This window comes from Allobosea sp. P4_C6, assembly GCF_056402015.1.
Window position 1 is genome coordinate 19,475 of the sequence record NZ_JBFUIF010000008.1, and the last position, 19,850, is coordinate 39,324.

Annotated in this window: 21 protein-coding genes; 9 read left to right on the top strand and 12 right to left on the bottom strand. The window is 67.1% G+C overall.

Annotated features, from left to right (window positions below):
* Positions 1–52: 52 nt before the first annotated feature.
* Complete coding sequence (locus AC1DVA_RS07760) at positions 53–610, bottom strand: hypothetical protein (RefSeq protein ID WP_265054356.1); 558 nt, start codon at positions 608–610, stop codon at positions 53–55.
* Positions 611–671: 61 nt separating this feature from the next.
* Complete coding sequence (locus tag AC1DVA_RS07765) at positions 672–1,823, bottom strand: M24 family metallopeptidase (protein WP_265054355.1); 1,152 nt, start codon at positions 1,821–1,823, stop codon at positions 672–674.
* Between the two features lie 142 nt (positions 1,824–1,965).
* Between AC1DVA_RS07765 and AC1DVA_RS07770 the strand changes: the two genes are divergently transcribed.
* The 6 genes from AC1DVA_RS07770 (at position 1,966) to AC1DVA_RS07795 (ending at position 7,248) form a co-directional block, all read left to right on the top strand.
* Positions 1,966–2,220 (top strand): accessory factor UbiK family protein, encoded by a 255-nt coding sequence (locus AC1DVA_RS07770; protein ID WP_265054354.1) that lies wholly within the window; start codon positions 1,966–1,968, stop codon positions 2,218–2,220.
* A gap of 315 nt (positions 2,221–2,535) precedes the next feature.
* Positions 2,536–3,042 carry a type III secretion system chaperone family protein gene (locus tag AC1DVA_RS07775; RefSeq protein ID WP_265054353.1) on the top strand — a complete coding sequence of 169 codons (507 nt, stop codon included), beginning with the start codon at positions 2,536–2,538 and terminating at the stop codon, positions 3,040–3,042.
* A gap of 110 nt (positions 3,043–3,152) precedes the next feature.
* A complete protein-coding gene (gene proC / locus AC1DVA_RS07780) occupies positions 3,153–3,974 on the top strand; it encodes a pyrroline-5-carboxylate reductase (protein ID WP_265054352.1) in 822 nt (273 codons plus the stop codon).
* 66 nt (positions 3,975–4,040) lie between these two features.
* The gene (locus AC1DVA_RS07785) at positions 4,041–4,793 is read left to right on the top strand and encodes a TetR/AcrR family transcriptional regulator (protein ID WP_265054351.1); all 753 of its coding nucleotides are present in this window, start codon (positions 4,041–4,043) and stop codon (positions 4,791–4,793) included.
* A 107-nt stretch (positions 4,794–4,900) separates the two neighbouring features.
* Entirely contained in the window at positions 4,901–6,892 is a 1,992-nt protein-coding gene (locus AC1DVA_RS07790; protein ID WP_476805558.1) for a methyl-accepting chemotaxis protein, read from the top strand.
* On the top strand, positions 6,889–7,248 hold the full coding sequence (locus tag AC1DVA_RS07795) for a tRNA-binding protein (RefSeq protein WP_265054349.1): 360 nt from the start codon (positions 6,889–6,891) through the stop codon (positions 7,246–7,248). Before AC1DVA_RS07790 ends, AC1DVA_RS07795 begins: the two co-directional genes overlap by 4 nt.
* Here the strand turns inward: AC1DVA_RS07795 and AC1DVA_RS07800 are convergent.
* The gene (locus AC1DVA_RS07800; protein ID WP_265054348.1) at positions 7,245–8,189 is read right to left on the bottom strand and encodes a pyridoxamine 5'-phosphate oxidase family protein; all 945 of its coding nucleotides are present in this window, start codon (positions 8,187–8,189) and stop codon (positions 7,245–7,247) included. The genes AC1DVA_RS07795 and AC1DVA_RS07800 overlap by 4 nt on opposite strands.
* Positions 8,179–8,847: a glutathione S-transferase gene (locus AC1DVA_RS07805; protein ID WP_476805559.1), complete on the bottom strand. Its 669-nt coding sequence runs from the start codon at positions 8,845–8,847 to the stop codon at positions 8,179–8,181. The genes AC1DVA_RS07800 and AC1DVA_RS07805 overlap by 11 nt, the downstream gene beginning before the upstream one ends.
* A 69-nt stretch (positions 8,848–8,916) precedes the next feature.
* Here AC1DVA_RS07805 and AC1DVA_RS07810 point away from each other — a divergent pair, with 69 nt between their 5' ends.
* A complete protein-coding gene (locus AC1DVA_RS07810) occupies positions 8,917–9,816 on the top strand; it encodes a LysR family transcriptional regulator (RefSeq protein ID WP_476805560.1) in 900 nt (299 codons plus the stop codon).
* Positions 9,817–9,837: 21 nt separating this feature from the next.
* On the opposite strand, the gene AC1DVA_RS07815 is transcribed toward AC1DVA_RS07810, so the two are convergent.
* From AC1DVA_RS07815 to AC1DVA_RS07825, 3 genes are all read right to left on the bottom strand, one after another.
* Complete coding sequence (locus tag AC1DVA_RS07815; protein WP_476805606.1) at positions 9,838–11,247, bottom strand: ATP-binding protein; 1,410 nt, start codon at positions 11,245–11,247, stop codon at positions 9,838–9,840.
* 44 nt (positions 11,248–11,291) lie between these two features.
* The gene (locus AC1DVA_RS07820; RefSeq protein ID WP_265054881.1) at positions 11,292–12,035 is read right to left on the bottom strand and encodes a response regulator; all 744 of its coding nucleotides are present in this window, start codon (positions 12,033–12,035) and stop codon (positions 11,292–11,294) included.
* A gap of 63 nt (positions 12,036–12,098) precedes the next feature.
* Complete coding sequence (locus AC1DVA_RS07825) at positions 12,099–12,596, bottom strand: MarR family winged helix-turn-helix transcriptional regulator (RefSeq protein WP_265054880.1); 498 nt, start codon at positions 12,594–12,596, stop codon at positions 12,099–12,101.
* Positions 12,597–12,787: 191 nt separating this feature from the next.
* On the opposite strand from AC1DVA_RS07825, the gene AC1DVA_RS07830 reads away from it, so the two are divergent.
* On the top strand, positions 12,788–13,675 hold the full coding sequence (locus AC1DVA_RS07830; RefSeq protein ID WP_265054345.1) for a branched-chain amino acid aminotransferase: 888 nt from the start codon (positions 12,788–12,790) through the stop codon (positions 13,673–13,675).
* Positions 13,676–13,948: 273 nt separating this feature from the next.
* On the opposite strand, the gene AC1DVA_RS07835 is transcribed toward AC1DVA_RS07830, so the two are convergent.
* From AC1DVA_RS07835 to uvrC, 5 genes are all read right to left on the bottom strand, one after another.
* The gene (locus tag AC1DVA_RS07835) at positions 13,949–14,995 is read right to left on the bottom strand and encodes a DUF1176 domain-containing protein (RefSeq protein ID WP_476805561.1); all 1,047 of its coding nucleotides are present in this window, start codon (positions 14,993–14,995) and stop codon (positions 13,949–13,951) included.
* A gap of 4 nt (positions 14,996–14,999) precedes the next feature.
* The gene (locus AC1DVA_RS07840) at positions 15,000–15,464 is read right to left on the bottom strand and encodes a molybdenum cofactor biosynthesis protein MoaE (protein ID WP_476805562.1); all 465 of its coding nucleotides are present in this window, start codon (positions 15,462–15,464) and stop codon (positions 15,000–15,002) included.
* 8 nt (positions 15,465–15,472) lie between these two features.
* Positions 15,473–15,766 (bottom strand): molybdopterin converting factor subunit 1, encoded by a 294-nt coding sequence (gene moaD, locus AC1DVA_RS07845; protein ID WP_265054343.1) that lies wholly within the window; start codon positions 15,764–15,766, stop codon positions 15,473–15,475.
* Entirely contained in the window at positions 15,763–16,374 is a 612-nt protein-coding gene (pgsA, locus tag AC1DVA_RS07850) for a CDP-diacylglycerol--glycerol-3-phosphate 3-phosphatidyltransferase (RefSeq protein ID WP_265054342.1), read from the bottom strand. The genes moaD and pgsA overlap by 4 nt, the downstream gene beginning before the upstream one ends.
* A 66-nt stretch (positions 16,375–16,440) precedes the next feature.
* Positions 16,441–18,558 carry an excinuclease ABC subunit UvrC gene (gene uvrC, locus AC1DVA_RS07855; protein WP_265054341.1) on the bottom strand — a complete coding sequence of 706 codons (2,118 nt, stop codon included), beginning with the start codon at positions 18,556–18,558 and terminating at the stop codon, positions 16,441–16,443.
* A 194-nt stretch (positions 18,559–18,752) separates the two neighbouring features.
* Here uvrC and AC1DVA_RS07860 point away from each other — a divergent pair, with 194 nt between their 5' ends.
* Entirely contained in the window at positions 18,753–19,772 is a 1,020-nt protein-coding gene (locus AC1DVA_RS07860) for an NADP-dependent oxidoreductase (RefSeq protein WP_476805563.1), read from the top strand.
* Positions 19,773–19,850: the final 78 nt, after the last annotated feature.

Consider the following 19,850-nt stretch of genomic DNA (forward strand, 5'->3'; position numbering starts at 1 on the left):
CGTGACCCGGAATCCACTGACCTTACGTCGCCGGCCAGCGGAGCGCCGGCGATCAGCTCTTCTTGTCGGGGGCGGCGGCGACCCTGGTGCTGGGCTTGGCGCTCTTCTTGTCCTTGCCGGCATCGAGCGTTGCGACGGCCGGCGTCGTGACCAGGAAGCTCGCGATCGCGTCCATCGAGTCGGAGGCGGCCTTGGCGACGATCGTCTGGTCGATGCCGGCCCAGGGGTCGGAACCGCCGCTGCGCTTGCCGATGCTTTCGCCCTGGACGCGCTGGGCGCGCTGCTTGGTCGAATCATAGACGTCCCAGACGAAGGCGAGCGAGGTCTGGCCGTCCTCGGTCGGCTGGGCGGTGAGGTAGCCCTTGACCCTGAAGCGTGCCGGCTTGTTGCCGGGCACGATTTCCATCTTGCGCTCGGCCGCGGCCTCGCCGAGCAGGCCGGCGAAACTCGTGGTGACATCCTCGGGGGCGCCCGAGATGCTCTGGACCGAGACCGGCACGCCCGGCGCATCGACGCGCGGACGCGCCGCGGTCTGGGTGGTTTCCTGGCATCCGGCGAGCGCCAGCGCAAAAACCGGCCCCAAAGCGAGGCCGCTCAAACGGTTGATCATGACGCCTCCCGCCCTTTGGGCTGTGGACCGCTTCGAGATTCCCTGTGCCCCTGTTCTAGGCTCAACGGAGGGCGAGGTCCAGATCAGGCAGATTGAGCGCTTCGGCGCCGCCGGTTCCGACGAGATAGGTCCTGCCCAGGCACATGGCGGTCTCGCTGTCGGAATCCATCAGGATCATATGGGCGAACATTACCATGCCAGGCACGATCTCCCAGTCATTGGCCTCGTAGAACATCGGCCAATCCATCCAGGACGGCGTGAACTTGGCGCCGAGCGAGTAGCCGCAGGCGTTGAGCCGGTGCTGCGCAAGGCCGTGCTCGTCGAGGACGCGGGCATGCGCCGCGAAGACGTCCCCGGCCGTGCGGCCGGGCTTCAGCGCGGCTTCGCAGGCGAGCAGCGCGTCTTTCGCGGCGGCGTGGTAGGGGCGGTGCAGCGGGCGCGGCTCGCCAACCACGACGGTGCGCATCGCCGCGACATGGTAGTGCCGGTCGACTCCAGCGAATTCGAGGGTGATCTGATCGTTGGCGTCGAGCCGGCGCCGGCCGGATTTGTAGCGGCAGAGCAGGGCGTCGCGGCCCGAGCCGATGATGAACTCGTTGGCCGGATAGTCGCCGCCGCCAGCGAAGATCGCATTGTGCTGGGCGGCGAGGATCTCGCCCTCGTCGGCGCCGGCCCGGATCACGTCGAGCGCTGCCTGGTCTGCGGCGTCGGTGAGCGCGGCGGCGCGCCTGACATAGGCGATCTCCTCCGCCGATTTCACGGCGCGCAGCCGCGTCACGATGGTCGAGGCGTCGACGAGCTCGGCCCGGCCGGCGAAGGCGGCTTCGAGCTTGCGGTAATTGGCGGCGACGAGGCCGTAGGATTCGAACTCGACGCCGATGCGCTTGCCGGAGAGGCCGAGATCGTCAGACAGAGCGAGCAGGTCCCTGGCCGGATTGGCCTCACGTCCGTCCTTCCAGATGCGGATGTCGCCGAGGTTCGAGGTCTGCTGCGCCTGCCTCAGATCGGCGGAGCGGGTCAGCAGCGCCATCGTGCCGTCCGCCCTGACGACGAGGCACTGGAAGAAGCAGAAGCCGAAGGTGTCGTAGCCGGTCAGCCAGAACATCGATTCCTGCTGGTACAGGAAGAGCGCGTCGAGGCGGCCGGCCTGCATGGCGGCAAGGAGCGCTTCGCGGCGGCGGGTAAATTCGGCGGGTGTGAAATGCAGGGCCATGGCGCAACTCCTTGAAGCGGACCGACATTTGATCGCGCCGCCGTCCGCCGGGCAAGTCCTCGACGTGGCAGTGCGATTGCGGCGCCCGCCTGCGCTGCCTATAGGCTGTCGTCAGAGAGTTTCGCCCAAACGGGAGAGAGCTATGGTGAACCCCGGCAACCGCATCCTCGACGACATCGCGCGCCTCGCCACCGACGCGGCCGGCGCCGCGCAGGGCGTGCGCCGCGAGGTCGAGACCGTCGTGAAGACGCAGATCGAACGCCTGCTGCGCGATCTCGATGTCGTCACCCGCGAGGAGTTCGAGGCGGTGCGCGAAATGGCGCTGATCGCCCGCGAGGAGAACGACAAGCTCGCGGCGCGCCTCGCCGCGATCGAGGAGCGGCTCGGCAAATCCTGACGAGGCAGCCCTGGCGCGATGGCGCCCATGTCCTCATGTCATGTCCACAGCCATGTGCTGTGGACAGCCCTTCGGGGGGATTGAGCCGGCCGGCCGAATCCGCAGAGCTTCACGCTGTGTTGGGAGCGTCACAGCGCCTGCGCTATCGTCGGTGGAAAGAATTGATTCGTCGGGCGGATTCGCTCCGGGTCGACGAGTTGGGATGCTCCCCGCGGAGTGCCCCGGAGGTGTGTTGCGTTCCTTCGGATTTCCAGTCGCCGTGTTCCTCTTCTCGAACGCGCCGGGGCGCCAGCTCCGGAAGGTGGACCCCAGGGCATGATAGACCTCGATATGGATGCCGAGCTGGATCGGCCCTCCAACCCTCTCGACTTGTTCGAACGCCTCGCTGCCCTCAATGGCTGGAACTTCGACCGCGACAGCGAGGATGAGCTTTCGGTCGCGGTGACGGGCGGCTGGTCGGAATATCACGTCGCCATCACCTGGCTGGCCGAGGTCGAGGCGCTGCACATCGCCTGCGCCTTCGATCTCAAGGTGCCGGAGCGGCGGCGCAGCGAGGTGCTGCAGCTCGTGAGCCTGGTCAACGAGCAGCTCTGGCTCGGCCATTTCGATCTCTGGAGCACCGAAAGCGTCGTGATGTACCGCCATGCGCTATTGCTGTCGGGCGGAGCGGAGCCGACGGACGAGCAGGCGGCGGCGCTGGTCAAGACGGCCGTCGAGGCCTGCGAACGCTACTATCAGGCCTTCCAGTTCGTGGTCTGGGCCGGCAAGACGGCGAAGGAAGGGATGGAAGGCGCCATCCTCGAGACGGTCGGCGAAGCCTGACCTTGCGCAGAGGTTGCTGCCGGGCTTGACCCGGCGGCGACATGACGGGAAGGCTGAGAGCTAGAGAATCCCGGCGCGGGTCCGGGATCGCCAGCCGTCGCGAGGCCGCCATGTCGAATTCCCTTCCGCAATCGCTCGTCCTGATCGGTGCGGGCAAGATGGGCGGAGCGATGCTGGAGGGCTGGCTGCGCATCGGCATCGATCCGAAGGGGATCAGCCTGATCGACCCCAAGCCTTCGGACGAGATGGTCGAGCTCGCCCAGGAAAAGGGGATGCGGCTCAATCCGTCGGCCAAGGAGATTCCTGCTGCCGATGTCGTCGTGCTCGCGACCAAGCCGCAGATGCTCGACACGGCGGCGCCAGCGGTGCAGGCCTTCATCCATCCCCGGACGCTGCTGATCTCGATCCTCGCCGGCAAGACGCTCGGCGACCTCGCCGCGCGCCTGCCGAATGCGGGCGCGATCATCCGCGCCATGCCGAACCTGCCGGCCGCCGTGCAGCGCGGCGCCACCGCCGCGGCGCCCGGCAAGGGCGTGAGCGCGGCACAGCGCGCAACCGCCGATGCGCTGCTCGGCAGCATCGGCAAGGTCGAATGGCTGGATGACGAGGGGCTGATCGACGCCGTCACGGCCGTGTCCGGCTCCGGCCCGGCCTATGTCTTTCATCTGGTCGAGTGCCTGGCCGCTGCCGGAACCGAAGCCGGCCTGCCCGCGGATGTGGCGGAGCGGCTGGCGCGGGCGACAGTCGAGGGTGCGGGCGAGCTGCTGTTCCAGTCGCCACTGCCGCCCGGCACGCTGCGCCAGAATGTGACCTCGCCCGGCGGCACGACGGCTGCGGCGCTCGAGGTCCTGATGGCCGATGACGGCATGAAGCCGTTGCTGCGCAAGGCCGTGGCTGCTGCCAAACGTCGCGCCGGCGAGCTTTCGGGCTGATCGGCCTTCCACCTGCCACGATAGCGGCCTAACTTCTGTCCATCGCGAAGCGAGAGGAGCAGTCCTATGGCCCGCAAGCCCGTTTCCACCCTGCCCGAGGCCGTGCAGCCTGAATCTGCCGCCAAGCCGGGCGATCCGCGCAGGTGCGCCGTCGATGCGCTGATGAAGCTCGCCGTGGACCGGCCCTGGGATCAGATCGAGCTGCCCGACATCGCTGCCGAGGCCGGGCTGACGCTGACGCAGCTGCGCGGGCTCTTCCCCTCGAAGCTCGCCATGCTCGGCGGCGTGACGCGCATCGTCGACGACGCGGTGCTGGCTGGTGCGTCCGACGATCTGGCGGGAGAACCCGTCAAGGAGCGCCTGTTCGATCTCGTGATGCGCCGGCTCGACGCAATGGCGCCCTACAAGGCGGCCTTGCGCAAGATCGCGCCCATCATCCGGCGCGATCCGCTGACGCTGGCGGCGCTCAACCGCGGGGCGGTCAATTCCTGGCGCTACATGCTTGCCTCGGCCGGCATCCCGACCGAGGATGCACTCGGCCATCTGCGGGTGCAGGGCGCGGTGCTGCTGATGGCGCGGGTCTCCGAAACCTGGCTCGATGACGACGAGCCGGAACTGTCCAAGACCATGGCGCGGCTCGATCGCGAGCTGAAGACGGCGGGGCGCATCATGGCGCGGGTCGAGGATGTCCACCGGCTGACGGCGCCGTTCCGAGGCTTGGCGCGGGCGATCTGCTCGGGCCGGCCGCTGAGGGCCCGCCGACGCGAGCGCGCTTCCGATCGCGGCGAGGATAACGAGGATTACGCGCCCGCCATCTGACGTCCGGACCAAATTCCGCAGAATATGGCCGAAATGCGTCAACGTTAAGCGTGCCTTAGTCAATTTGCGCGAATGGAGGGAATCTTCATCTCGCGCAGGACACGGGCATGTCGTTTACCAAGAAGCTTACGACCCTGTCGATCAGCCGCTCATTCTCGCTGATCGCAGCCTTGGCCGTGCTGATCGTCGTCGGCAGCGTCGGCTACACGTTGAATGCCGCCCGCAACGAGATGCTTGCGCTCAAACGCGGTGAGATGAGGAATCAGGTCGAGGCCGCGGCAACGACCATCAAGGGCTATCTGGCACGCGTCGAAGCCGGCGAGCTCAAGGAAGCGGATGCGAAGAAGATGGCCATCGAGGCCCTCGGCAGCGCGCGCTTCGACAACGGCAACTACTACTTCCTCTGCGATTTCGACGGCATCAGCATGCTGCATGCCAACAAGAAGATCCAGTCGACGGACATGAAGCCGTTCAAGGACGCGGACGGCAAGTTCTTCGTCCAGGAGATGATCTCGCTGGGGAAGACAAAGGGCGAAGGCTTCGTCGACTATGGCTGGCTCAAGGCCGGCGACAAGGAGCCCTCCCTCAAGATTTCCTACGTCATCGGCATTCCGAAGTGGCAGTGGGTGGTGGGTTCGGGCGTGCATGTGCATGACGTCGATGCGGCCTTCATGAGCATGGTCGGCGGCGTCGCCAAGGTGCTGGTGCCGCTCGGGCTCGTCATGCTCGGCCTCGTCCTCTTCCTGAGCCGCCGCGCCTCCGGGATGCTGCATTCGCTGAAGGGTTCGATGGACAGCCTCGTGTCCGGCGATCTCGATGCCGAGATCGCCCATCAGGAGCGGCCCGACGAAATCGGCTCGATGGCACGTTCCCTCGTCGTCTTCCGTGATGCGGCTCTCGCCAAGGAGGCGATGGAGACCGACAAGCTGCGCGCCGAGGAGGAGGCCGCCGGTCATCGCAGCTCCGCCGATGGCGAGCGTCGCCGCAACGAAGCCGACCGCGCAGAGCATGCCCGCGTGCAGGCCGGCGTGGTCCAGGCTCTGGCCACCGGGCTGGAGCGGCTTTCGGATGGCGACCTGACCTATCGGATCCAGGACGCCTTCACCACGGAATACGTCAAGCTCAGGGACGACTTCAACGGCGCGATCGCCAAGCTGCAAGACGCGATGCGCCAGATCGCGACCAACACCGAGAGCATGAAGGCCGGCTCCACCGAGATCAGCCAGGCGGCCGACGACCTCGCCAGCCGCACCGAGCAGCAGGCCTCCTCGGTCGAGGAGACGGCGACGGCGCTCGACCAGCTCACCGCCACGGTCCGCCAGACCGCCGAGAGCGCACGCCTTGCCAATCAGGCGACCGATCAGGTCAAGACCGAGGCCGAGCAGTCGACCAGCATCGTGCGCGATGCCGTGACGGCGATGGGCGGCATCGAGAAGTCGGCGCAGGAGATCTCGCAGATCGTCGGCGTGATCGACGAGATCGCCTTCCAGACCAACCTCCTGGCGCTCAACGCCTCGGTCGAGGCCGCCCGCGCCGGCGATGCCGGCAAGGGCTTCGCGGTCGTCGCATCCGAGGTGCGGGCGCTGGCGCAGCGTTCGGCCTCTGCCGCCAAGGAAATCAAGACGCTGATCGACGCCTCGACCATCGAGGTCGAGAAGGGCGTCACCCTCGTCGGCCAGACGGGCGGGGCGCTGCAGCGCATGGCCTCCGAGATCAACCGCGTCACCGTGCTGGTTGCGGAGATCGCCGGTGCGGCGCAGGAGCAGGCCTCCGGTCTCCAGGAGGTCAATTCCGCGGTCAGCGAGATGGACCAGGCGACGCAGCAGAACGCCGCGATGGCCGAGCAGTCGACCGCAGCGGCTCATTCGCTGTCGCAGGAGGCCGACCGCCTGTCCGCGATGGTCGCGCGCTTCCAGCTCGGCGGGGACGTCGCCGGCCTCAAGGCCATGGCGCGAACGATGCAGGCGGTGGCCGCGCCCGCTGCTAAGGCTGCACCCCGGCCTGTCGCGCCGCGTGCCACCAAGGCCCATAACGGGAGTGCGATGGTCGCGCGCAAGCTCGATGCCGACGCCCGCGACAAGGGCTGGGAGGAGTTTTGAGCGCTTCCACCGAGCCGGCCGCACCGATCGGCTTCGACGATTTCCTCAAGGTCGACATCCGTGTCGGCACGATCGTCGAGGCTGAGCCTTATCCCGAGGCACGCAAGCCGGCGCTCAAGCTCGTCATCGATTTCGGCGGCACGATCGGCCGCAAGAAATCCTCGGCGCAGATCACCAAGCACTATCGGCCCGAGGACCTGCCGGGCCGGCAGGTCCTCGCCGTGGTCAATTTCCCGCCGCGTCAGATCGGCAAGTTCATGTCCGAGGTGCTGACGCTCGGCATCCCCGACACTGAGGGTGAGGTCGTGCTGATCAGCCCCGGCCTCGCCGTTCCGGACGGCGGCCGGCTGTTCTAGGCCGCCGCTACCGACGCGCGCGAGCCTGTCCAGATGCCGGTCTGCAGCGTGGTCGGCGCATAATCGGGTGCCGTCCAGCGCAGCGGCAGCGCATGAGAGCTTCGCCAGCCGCGAGTGACATGGAAGCGCCAGAGGCGCTGGGAGCCTTCCAGCCCGGCAAGCTCCGGCCCGTCCCAGATGATCTCCACCAGCCCTTGGAGCTGGAGCATCGTTCCGGTTTCGAAGTCGACGAGGAGGATGGCCGCGCGGTGCTCCTCCAGCAGGTTCCCGAGCGTATTGAAGTAGTTGTTGCCGATGAAGTCGGGCACCGTCAGCGTGTCGCCGTCGATGCGGATGAAGCCGGGCCGTCCGCCGCGATGCGAGACGTCGACGCCGCCGCCCGGCGTACCGGCAACTGCGGCGCTCGCGATAAACAGCGTGTCGGAAGCGGCGATCAGGGCTTGGGCAGCTCCGTCGAGGCGGGCGAGCGTCTGCACCGCCTGGGGCTGTTCTCCTCCGTCCGGTAACCTGGTACGCGCCTGGATGTATTTGGCGCAATTGCCGAAGCTCTGCGCGACGGAGACCGTGACACCCTTGTCGTCGACGGTTTCGATCTGGCCATTGGCGCGGTTGCGGCGGCGGGTTTCGAATTCGAGGCCGAGCAGGCCAATCGCGCTGCCCGGCCGGATGGCGTCGAATGCCGGATCGTCGGATTGCGGCAAAGCCGCGATGGCGAGGCTGGTCGGGTCGGGGCTCGCGGCGAAGCCTATCGGCCCGCTCAGCGCCGTTGCCAGGGGCCAGCCACTCTGATCGAGAACGCCCGCGAAGAGCCAGGGCAGCTGGCCGAAGAAGATGCGGTGCTGGTCCGGCATGAAGCTGCGGATGCCGGCGCCGCGTGCGGCGACGCCCGCCCGTGCCTGCGCGGCGAGTTCGCCGGCGTGGAAGGGGCTATCAGGCAGCATCGTCGTCGCGCTCCACGGGAAGGGGTGAAGGCGGGATGGGCTTGAAGAAGGGCAGGGCCTCGACGCGGGCGAGCCACCGGCGCACGGCCGGATAGGGCGCGAGCGAGATGCCGCCCTCCGGTGCATGGGCGATGTAGGAATAGCAGGCAAGGTCGGCGAGCGTCGGATGAGCGGCAGCGAGGTATTCGCGCTCCGCCAGATGCTCTTCCATGAAAGCGAGCAACCGCGCCGCGATCCGCTTGGCTCGCGCCTTGTCGTCCTTGATGCCGAACTGCGTGATCAGCCGGGCGATGGAGGGGCCGTGCATGACCTCCCCGGCCGCGATCGAGAGCCAGCGCTGGACATGGGCGGCACCGACGGCATCGCCGGGCAGCCAGTCACTCTCCGGAGCATAGCGTCTTACCAGATAAACCATGATCGCGTTGCTGTCGGCGAGCGTGATCTCGCCATCCTGCAGTACCGGAATCTGGCCGAGCGGGTTGAGCTTGCGGAACGCAGCGCCCTGCCGGATTTCGGCCGGCGCCTGTTCGAAGCGATATGGCAGGCCGAGCGCTCGCAGCAGCAGCTCGACACGGTGGGCATGGCCGGAAAGGGCGGTGCCGTGAAGGACGATCTCGGTCGATGGCATGGCGATGATCCTCTTTGTCGAGAGGATCATGATCGTTTCGGATAAATGTCGAAATCTGCTATCGAAGGAAGTCAGAATTTCAATTTTCGGAACGATGCCGTGGACCGGATCGAGGAGCTCGCGATCTTCGTCGCGATTGTCGATGCGGGCAGCCTCGCCGGGGCCGCCCGGCGGCTGCGCCGCTCACGTCCGGCGGTGACGCGCGCGCTCGCGGCGCTGGAGGAGCGTGTCGGTGCGCAATTGATCGCGCGCACCACGCGGCGATTGACGCCCAACGATGCGGGCCGGGAGCTAGCGGCGACGGCGCGGCGGCTGCTGTCCGATTATGACGCTGCGCTCGGCGTCGCGGCGAATGAGCCCGTCAGCGGGCTGTTGCGTATAACGGCGCCGCTCTCCTTCGGCCGGCGGCACGTCACGCCCCTGGTCTCGGAGTTCCTCGATCGCTACCCGCATGTCCAGGTCGAGATCGTGCTGGCCGACCGCAATCTCGACCTGATCGAGGAGGATCTGCAGCTCGCGATCCGCATCGGGCCGCTGCCGAACTCCGGTTTCCTGATGCGCAAAGTCGGAGAAGTCCGGCGCATCCTCGTCGCGGCGCCGTCCTATCTCGCGCGCTGCCCGCCGCTACGCCGCCCGGCCGATATCGCGGCGCATGAGACGATCGCCAGCGTCGCTGCCAACCAGACGCTGCACTGGCGCTTTGGCGGGCCGAGACGTGGCAGCGGGATCGTGCTGACGCCGCGGCTGATCGTCAACGAGGTGGAATCGGCGCTGATCGCGGCGCGGGCGGGCCGGGGGCTGGCGCGGGTGCTGTCCTATCAGGCCGCCGACGATCTGGCGGCCGGAACGCTGGTGCGGCTCCTGCCGGAATTCGAGCCGCCGCCGCTGCCGGTCCAGTTGGTCATGCCCGGCGGCCGCCAGCCCGCGCCGCGCGTGCGCGCCTTCATCGATCACGCGGTTGAGCGGCTGCCGCAGCTTGCGCCGATCGGTACCGGCTGACGCGCGCTCGCCCGCACGGCTCTAAACCGGCAGGCGCACCGTCGCGCGCAGGCCTCCGAGCGGCGAGTCGCCGAGGATGATGTCGCCGCCATGGGCGCGGGCGATGTCGCGGGCGATGGCGAGGCCGAGGCCGGTGCCGCCGCCATCGACGTTGCGGGCTTCGTCGAGGCGGAAGAAGGGGCGGAAGACCTCCTCGCGCTGGTCCGACGGGATGCCCGGCCCGTCGTCGTCGACCATGACGATGAGGTAGCGCGCGTCATGCGTGGCGGTGATCGCGATGCGGTCGCCGTAGCGGGCGGCATTGGAGACGAGATTGGTCAGCAGGCGCCGGAAGGCATCGGGCCGAATGACCACGAGCGGATCGCCGACCACTTTCAACCCGGTCTGATGGCCCTGGCGCTCGGCATCCGATTTGAGCTCTTCCAGCAGCGCGCGGATATCGGTCTCGACCGCGACCTCGCCGGCATCGCCGCGGGCGAAGGCGAGATAATCCTCCAGCATGCGGCTCATCTCGTCGACGTCCTTCTCGAGCGCCTCGATTTCGGAGGAGCGCTCCATCAGGGCGAGCGAGAGGCGGAAGCGGGTGAGGATGGTACGCAGGTCGTGGCTGACGCCGTTCAGCATCGTCGTGCGCTCGCCGATCGAGCGCTCGACGCGCCGCTTCATCTCGATGAAGGCGTTGCCGGCGCGGCGAACCTCGCGGGCGCCGCGCGGGCGAAAATCGGCGTCGCGGCCCTTGCCGAAGGCCTCCGCCGCATCGGCAAGCTTCAGGATTGGCCGGATCTGGTTGCGCAGGAACAGCACCGCGATGGTCAGCAGGATCAGCGACGTCCCGATCATCCAGAGCAGGAAGATGTGGCTGTTGGAGGCATAGGCGGCGTTGCGCCGCGTCAGGATGCGCATCACATCCTTGCCGAGCTTGATGCGGATCTCGATCAGGCTGGAGCGGCCGACCGTGTCGAGCCAGAAGGGCCGTGCGACCTGCTGGCTGAGCTCCGTCGAAAGGGCGTTGTCGAGCAGCGAGAAGAAGGGGCGCGGCCCCGGCGCGGGCAGGTCGGAATCCGGGATGATGTCGAGATCCATGCCGAGGCGCTCGGCGGCGATGCGCGAGAGCGTCGTGGTGTCGGCATCCTGCGGATAGCTCTCATAGACGTCGATCAGCATGGCGATGTCGGCAGAAACCGCCGAGGAGAGCCGCTGCGTCACCGTCTGCCAGTGCCGCTCCATGAAGACATAGGCGATGACCGACTGCAGCAGCACGACCGGCGCGATGACGATGACGAGCGCGCGCGGATAAAGCCCCTTGGGCATGTAGCGCGCGATGATCTGGAGTGGACGGCCGACACGTTTCACCACCGGGCGCAGCGATCTGCCAACGCGATTGCCGAGCTTGTCGAGCGCGGCGAGGCCACGCGTCAGCGCGGCCGCCACCGGGTGCAGCATCGACTGCTTCTTCCTGCCGGGTTGAAGCGGGGTCACGTCCTGTCCGTCACCAGCCTGTAGCCGACGCCGCGCACGGTCTGGAGGTAGAGCGGGTCGGCCGGGTCACGCTCGATCTTGCGGCGCAGCCGGTTCATCTGCACGTCGACCGTGCGGTCGTTGGCGGCCGAACCTTGCGCAGCCAGCTCCTCGCGCGGCACGACTTCGCCGGAACGCTCGGCCAGCGACGTCAGGATTTCGCGCTCGCGCTCTGTCAGGCGGACGGTCTCGTCACCTTTGTGCAGCTCGCCGCGGGCCAGGCCGTAGATGAAGGGGCCGAAGCGGACGAAATCCGGGCGCGTGCCGGATTGGCCGGCCTCGACGATCAATGTGCGTTTCAGGATGTTGCCGAGGCGCAGCAGCAATTCGCGCGGCTCGAAGGGCTTGGCGAGATAGTCGTCGACACCGATCTCGAGGCCGTTGATGCGGTCCTTGCCGTCGGCGCGGGCGGTCAGCATCAGGATCGGCACGGCGGAGCCACCGCGGAAACGCCGGGCGAAGTCGAAGCCGTTCTCGCCCGGCATCATCACGTCGAGCACGATCGCATCGAAGACGAGGTTGCCCAGTCGCGTATCGGCTTCCGCCGCATTGGCGGCCGTGGTGACGCGATAGCCGTTGTCGCCGAGGAAGCGGGCGAGCAGTTCGCGCAGGCGCCGGTCGTCGTCGACGACGAGCACATGCGGTGCCTCGTCGGGCAGAGGTTTGCGGGCCGGTTTGGGTACGGTCTCGCTGGCGATCATGCGTGTAGCTTCCTCCTGCATGGTGCCAGGTCCCCATAGCACACTGCGCGAAGCGGGTCGCCGTCAGGGCTTGGCGAGCAGGCGGTCGACCTTCGGCCGTTCGGTGGGCTCGATCAGGGCGGACAGATATCGCGCGGCGATCGCGGCAGCTTCGGGGCCGACGCCGTCGAGCGCCCGGTTGATCCGCTTGGCCTGGAGGCGGACGAGGCGAAGCGCGAGATCCTGCCCGGCGGCCGTGGTGTGGAGATGGCGCTGGCGCTTGTCCTGCCGCCCGGTGCGCTGCTCGATATAGCCTTTCTCGACCAGCTCCTTCAGCACGCGGTTCAGGCTCTGCTTGGTGATCTGGAGAATGTCGAGCAACTCGGCGATGGTCAGGCCCGGACAGCGCTGGACGAAGTGAAGCACGCGGTGATGCGCCCGGCCGAAGCCGTAATCGGCGAGGATGCGATCGGGGTCGCCGACGAAGTCACGATAGGCGAAGAACAGCAGCTCGATCAGATCGTGCGGCACGGCATCGGCCGATGATCTGAGCGGCGTGTCGTCGGGGCGTGGTTCGGACAGGGACAAAATGCGCTTCCAAAAATTTGGGTCAGCCTTATTGACATATCTCAGACGGAAGATTACCGGTCAAGGGCGCTCGGCGAACGATTATTTCAAAGCCCGTCGTCGCAGCGCAGCTTTAGACCTATGCTTGCGTTCCCAAAACGGCTGTGCCGGAGTTCGGAGCGAGGAAGCACCCAGGAGAAGGTCCCATGTCAGTCATTCCTTTCGACCAGCGCGATGGCGTCATCTGGTTCGACGGCAAGCTCGTGCCGTGGAAGGACGCCAAGATTCACGTACTGACCCACGGACTGCACTACGGCTCCTGCGTGTTCGAGGGCGAGCGCGCCTATGACGGCGTCATCTACAAGAGCACCGAGCACTCGCAGCGCTTCCACAAGTCTGCCGAGATCATGGACTTCACGATCCCCTATTCGGTCGCCGAGCTCGACGAGGCCAAGTATCTCTGCCTGAAGGAGAACGGGCTGAAGGACGCCTATCTTCGCCCGGTCGCCTGGCGCGGTTCGGAGATGATGGCGGTGTCCGGCATGAACAACAAGATCCATACCGCGATCGCGGTTTGGGAATGGCCGAGCATGTTCGACATGGCGCAGAAGCTGAAGGGCGTGCGCCTCGACGTAGCCGATTACCGCCGGCCCGACCCGGCCTGCGCGCCGGTCCATGCCAAGGCGGCGGGTCTCTACATGATCTGCTCGCTGTCGAAGCATAAGGCGGAGCGCGGCGGCTATGCCGATGCGATGATGCTGGACTGGGAAGGTAATGTCGCCGAGTGCACCGGCGCCAACATCTTCTTCATCAAGGACGGCGTGGTCCATACGCCGCTGGCCGACCGCTTCCTGAACGGCATCACCCGCCAGTCCGTGATCGACCTGTGCCGCCAGCGCGGCTTCGAGGTGGTGGAGCGGCGTATCCGCCCGGAGGAGCTGGAAGGCTTCAACGAGTGCTTCATCACCGGATCAGCCGCCGAGGTGACGCTGGTCTCCGAGATCGGACCGTATTCCTTCGTCACCGGCAATATGGGCAAGGTGATCATGGAGGACTACTCCGACGCCGTCCGCCCGAAGTCGAAGGCGGCGTGAGCCAGCCCCGTCATGCCCGGGCTTGACCCGGGCATGACGACAAACGGCTATCCTGTGTTTTTGTGGACCACGGGGGCATTCCGGGGCTCCGCGTCAGCGAAGAGCCCGGAACCCAGAACCGATGCGGGTTTCACGAGAAGCGCAGTCGGGCCAGCGCTTGAATTCATGACGGTATCGGTTCTGGGTTCCGGGCTCAGGCCTGCGGCCTGCCCCGGAATGACGGCGAGGATCCATCTGGCATTGGAGCCTCGCTCCGTCCGAGACTGACGCGTTTTACCTTGCCGTGCTGCGATACAGCGTGATCCAGTCGTCGGGGCCGATGCCGCGGCATTCGCCCATCATGCTGAGCTCGGTCTGGACGAAGGCGGCGCCGGTCCAGGCATAGCTGCCAATGACGCCGCAATCGCCCAGCCCCCGTCCCTTGGCGAAGAAGCTCATGCGCCCGGTCTTCGGATCGAAATCGGCGTTGGTCAGCATGTTCCCGGCATCGCCCTCGCCCTGCGGGAAGGCCATCGGCTTCGCGGCTGCGACATCGCCGCGCTCGGCCGTCCAGAACGCCGTCGTGACATTGTAGGCGCCGCGCGAGCAGGCGAGGCCGACAAGGCGGCGCTCTCCTGCGAGCGGCCAGGCTTCGTCGGCGGCCAYCAGCATCTCGTCGTCTTCGCACAGATCGGCGTCGCGCTGCTTGATCTGCTTGCGCAGCGCAGCGGCGAGCGCCTTTCCGTCCTTCTCCGATACGGTGCCGGCAGCGGGCTTCGCCTCGATGACCGGCAAGGCAGGGGCGGCAGGCACATTCGTCGCGCTGCCCTTGCGAATGAGGGCGGATGTCGTGTTGAGCCGCCCTTGCTGCTCGTCGATCCAGAGCAGTGCCGCAACCGAACCGGAAAGCGAGACGCTGGCCGTCACGCCCGGCGCTGCGACGGCGAGTTTGGTCGCCTTGCGCGCGGCTTCGATGAGAGCGGCGATATCGGCCGGCTGAAAGGCCAGCGAGACGGTGTCGCCGTCGGCGGTGACCGGAAGCGGCTTGCCGCCGGTGGGGAAGGGGGCGCCGTCGAGCTTGAGCTGGACCGTCGCCGGCGGCTTCTTCCAGTCGCCACGCAGCCGCAGGACGAGCTTGACCGCCGCATCCGGACCGGCCGGGCGCTCTAGGCGCAGATAGGCGACCGTATCGGCGATTTCGGGTGGCAGCGACAGGGCGGTGCAGCCCTTGACGTTGTCGCAGCCGGCCATCCAGTCGCGGAAGCTCTTCGGTTCGGGAGCGGCCGCTAGGGCGAGCGCCGGCAGCAGGGCCAGTCCGGCGCCGAGCCAAAGCGGCTTCATCGTGTCAGGGAGCCTGTTCCCAGCGCTTCGCCGCATCGTCGTCACCCGCCTTGGCCTCGACCCAGCCGCCGAGCGTGCCGTCGGCGCGATGCTCGCGCTTCCAGAACGGAGCGCGGGTCTTGAGGTAGTCCATCATGAAATCGGCGGCCTCGAAGGCGTCGCGGCGATGGGTCGAGGCCGCGAGCACCAGCACGATCTGCTCGCCCGGCCGGATCAGCCCGAAGCGGTGGATCGCGACGAGGCCGATCAACGGCCAGCGCGCGGCCGCTTCCGCCGCGACGCGGGCGATCTCCGCCTCGGCCATGCCGGGATAATGCTCAATCTCCAGCGCGCTCAGCATTCCGTTCTCGTCGCGGCACAAGCCGGTGAAGGAGACGACGGCGCCGATATCGGCACGGCCATGGCTGAGCGCCGCGATCTCGTCCGAGAGCTCGAAATCCTCGCGCTGGATGCGGATGAGGGGCGTCACGAGCGGCCTCAGCCGCCGGTCATCGGCGGGAAGAAGGCGATCTCGCGGGCGTTGCCGAGCGCGGCCTGCGGCTTGGCGTGGACATGGTCGAGCGCTGCCCGCACGACGGCCTCGTCGGCAAAGGCGGCTTCATAGCCTTCGCCGCGCGCCTTCAGCCAGCGCACGAGCTCGGCGACGGTGGCGAGATCGGCGGGGATGTCGAGCGTCTCTTCCGGCAGGCCGACGCGCTCGCGCACCCAGGCGAAATAGACGACCCTGACCGGGCGCGTGCCTGTCGCAGCCGTTGCGACGGCGGCGCTCATGGCATGCGCTCGTCTTCTTGGACGAGATGGCGGATGCCGGCGTTGAAATAGTCCCAGCCCGTATAGATCGTCAGGCCGGCAGCGGCCCAGAGCAGGACGATGCCGATCGTGGTGTTGCCGGGCAGGACCTTGTCGCCCGCCGGGCCGGCGATGAGGAAGCCGAGCGCGAAGAGCTGCGCCGTCGTCTTCCATTTCGCGACCTTGCTGACGGGGACGCTGACCTTGAGCTCGGCGAGGAACTCGCGCAGGCCCGAGACCAGGATCTCGCGGCAGAGGATGACGATGGCGGCCCAGAGCGGCCAGCCATGGATCGTGCCGTCAGCCACCAGCATGAGCAGCAAGGCAGCGACGAGCAGCTTGTCGGCGATGGGGTCGAGCATGCGGCCGATCGCCGATTGCTGGCTCCAGGCGCGAGCGATGTAGCCGTCGAGATAGTCGGTGACGGCGGCCAGCGTGTAGATCGCCAAGGCGAGCCAGCGCATCCAGTCGTCACGCGGCCAGAACAGTATCGCCACCAGCGCCGGGATCGCGAGGATCCGGCCGTAGGTGAGGAGGTTTGGCAGCGACCAGGGGCCGCGCCGCCTAATGGCGTCTGGAAGAATCGTCACGGGAAGCACCAAAGCAAGCGCGCCACCGCAGCGTCAACACGCAAAACCGCGAGGGCGGCAGAAAGCTCAAGCATCATGAAAGAAATCATGGACGGCCTTGGCCGTCGCGGCGTTGACGCCGGGCGTGCGCATGAGGTCGTCGAGCTTGGCGCGCTGGATCGCCTTCACCGTGCCGAAATGCAGCAGCAGCGCGCGTTTGCGCGAGGGGCCGATGCCGGGAATCTCGTCGAGCGGGTTCTTCATCGTCTCGCGCTTGCGCTTGGCCCGGTGCGTGCCGATGGCGAAGCGGTGCGCCTCGTCGCGCAGGCGCTGGATGAAATAAAGCGCCGGGTCGCGCGGCTGCAGCTTGAAGGGCTCGCGGCCGACCATGTGGAAGGTCTCGCGCATGGCGTTGCGGTCGGCGCCCTTGGCGATGGCGACGAGCGGGATGTCGGTCGCGCCGAGCTCTGCCATGATCTTGCGGGCGGCCTCGAACTGCCCCTTGCCGCCGTCGACGATGACGAGATCGGGACGGGAGGGGAAGCCGTCCTCGTCCTTACGTGCCTTCGGTGTCTTGCGGCTCTTGCCGGGCAAGGGTCCATCCTGAGTGGCAGCGTCTGGCGCGTCTGGCAGGATGATGATCGCGGCTCCGTCGCCCTCTGAAGCATCCTTCGAGACGACAGCCGGCGCGGCCTCCTCAGGATGAGGGCCGAGAGAGATGCCGCCCTCCTTCGCCAACTTCGCAAATCTACGCGTCAGCACCTCGCGCATCATGCCGAAATCGTCCCCGGCGATGGTGTCGGTCGAGATGTTGAAGGTGCGGTAATGGCTCTTCATGAAGCCGTCCGGCCCGGCGACGATCATGCCGCCGACCGCGTTCGTGCCCATAATGTGGGAGTTGTCGTAGACCTCGACGCGGCGCGGCGCCTTCTCGATGCCGAAGGCCGCGCCGAGCGCGGAGAGCAGGGCGCTCTGGCCGGCATTATCGGCGAGCTTGCGCGACAGCGCCTCGCGCGCGTTCTTGACGGCATGCGCCATTAGGTCGGCGCGCTCGCCGCGCTTGGGATGGGCGACCTCGACCTTGCGGCCGGCGCGGGCCGACAAGGCCTGGCCGATCAGCTCGATCTCCTCGACCGGATGCGAGAGCAGGACGACGCGTGGCGGCGGCTTGTCGTCGTAGAACTGGGTGACGACCGAGGCGAGCACCTCGGCTGGCGTCAGCGAGCGGTCGGCGCGCGGAAAAAGCGCGCGGTTGCCCCAGTTCTGGTGATTGCGGAAGAAGAAGATCTCGACGCAGAACTGCCCGGCCTGCTCGTCGATGGCGAAGACATCGGCCTCCTCGACGCCCTGCGTGTTGATGTCCTGCCCGGCCTGCACGGCCGAGAGTGCGGCGAGGCGGTCGCGATAGCGTGCGGCCTTTTCGAATTCGAGCTCTTCCGCCGCCGCCTGCATCCGGGTCGAGAGCAACTGCTTCACCGCCGAGGAGCGCCCCGAGAGGAAGTCGCGCGCCTGACCGGCGAGGGCCTGATAGTCGGGGATCGAGATTTCACCGGTGCACGGGCCGGCGCAGCGCTTGATCTGGAAGAGCAGGCAGGGCCGCGTGCGGTTCTCGTAGAATGAATCCGAGCAGGTGCGGATCAGGAAGGCCTTCTGCAACGCATCGATGGTGCGTTTCACCGCCCAGACCGAGGCGAAGGGGCCGAAATAATCACCCTTGCGATGGCGCGAGCCGCGATGCTTGAAGAGGGCCGGCGCCTCGTGGTCCCCCGTCAGCAGGATATAGGGAAACGATTTGTCGTCGCGCAGCAGCACGTTGTAGCGCGGACGGAGCTGCTTGATCAGGTTGGACTCGAGCAGCAGCGCCTCGGTCTCGGTGCCGGTGGTGACGAATTCCATGTTCGCCGTCTCGGCGATCATGCGCGCCACGGCATTGGTGTGGGCCATGCCGCGGGCATAGGCCGTGACGCGGTTCTTCAGGCTCTTGGCCTTGCCGACATAGAGCACGTCGCCGGCGCGATCGAACATCCGGTAAACGCCGGGCTTGTTCGGCAGATGCTTCGCGAATTGCTGAATGACCTCGATGCCGGCCTTGAGCGCGCCGGGGGCGGCCTCCGCCAGATCGAGCGCAGGCTCGGGCGCGAGGAGACCGTCCTCCTCGTCCTCGAACTCGTCCTGCGGCAGATCGTCCTGACGTTCGCGATTCATGGCCTCCATGTAGGATGCCGGAGCGCCTTCGTCATGTCAGGAGAGGGAGCGATCAACCGTCGTTAGCCGTGTCATGCTCGGAATGCGTCCTGCCTCGTCCGGAAATGCAGATCGTAGGTGGTGCCGGTCGTTCGCTGTCGGGCCAATATGAGAAGACAGCCTTACGCGGCAGATATCACCGAGGATCGAAGCTCATGCCCCAGCCTGACAGCGTTCAAATCGTCCTTGCCTCCCGTCCGGAAGGGCGTCCCAGCCCGGCGAATTTCAGGCTGGAGCATGCCCCTATCCCAACGATCTCCGATGGGCAGGTGCTCCTCAAGGTCCTCTACCTGTCGCTCGATCCCTACATGCGCGGGCGGATGAGCGCAGCGAAATCCTATTCCGCTCCCGTCGAGATCGGGCAGGTGATGGAAGGCGGCACCGTGGCCGAGGTGCTCGAAAGTCGCGATCCCGATTTCAAGCCGGGCGACATCGTGCTCTCCCATTCCGGCTGGCAGTCGCATGCGGTGGCCAGCGGCTCGCAGCTGCGCAAGCTCGATCCGGCGAGCGCACCGGTGACGACGGCGCTCGGCGTGTTGGGCATGCCGGGCTTCACCGCCTATGCCGGGCTGCTGACGATCGGCCAGCCCAAGCCGGGCGAGACCGTGGTCGTGGCGGCGGCGAGCGGGCCAGTCGGCTCGGCCGTCGGGCAGATCGCCCGGATCAAGGGGGCGCGGGCTGTCGGCATCGCCGGCGGGGCGGAGAAATGCGCCTTCGTGCGCGATACCTTCGGCTTCGACGCGGTCATCGACCATCGCGATCCCGACATGGCGGGCAAGCTCGCGGCCGCCTGTCCGGACGGCATCGACGTCTATTTCGAGAATGTCGGCGGGCATGTCTGGGATGCCGTCTTCCCGCTGCTCAACACCTTCGCGCGCATTCCGGTCTGCGGTCTCGTCGCGCAATACAATGCGAGCGGCGATTTTCCGRGCCCGGACCGGCTGCCGGTGCTGATGCGACAGGTGCTTTCGAAGAGCCTGACGATCCGCGGCTTCATCCAGCGTGAATTCGCCGCAGCCCAGGCGCCGACCTTCCGGCAGGAGATGGCCCGCTGGATCGCGGATGGCGCCGTCAAATATAAAGAAGACATCGTCCAGGGCCTGGAGAATGCGCCGGAAGCCTTCATCGGGCTGCTGGAAGGCCGGAATTTCGGGAAGCTGATCGTCAAGCTCTGAGGCAGCGTGCCACGCGCAAGCCTTTTTCCTTGACCAGTCAGCGGGCGGGCGGCCATCACCGTTCGCCCGCTACCGGAC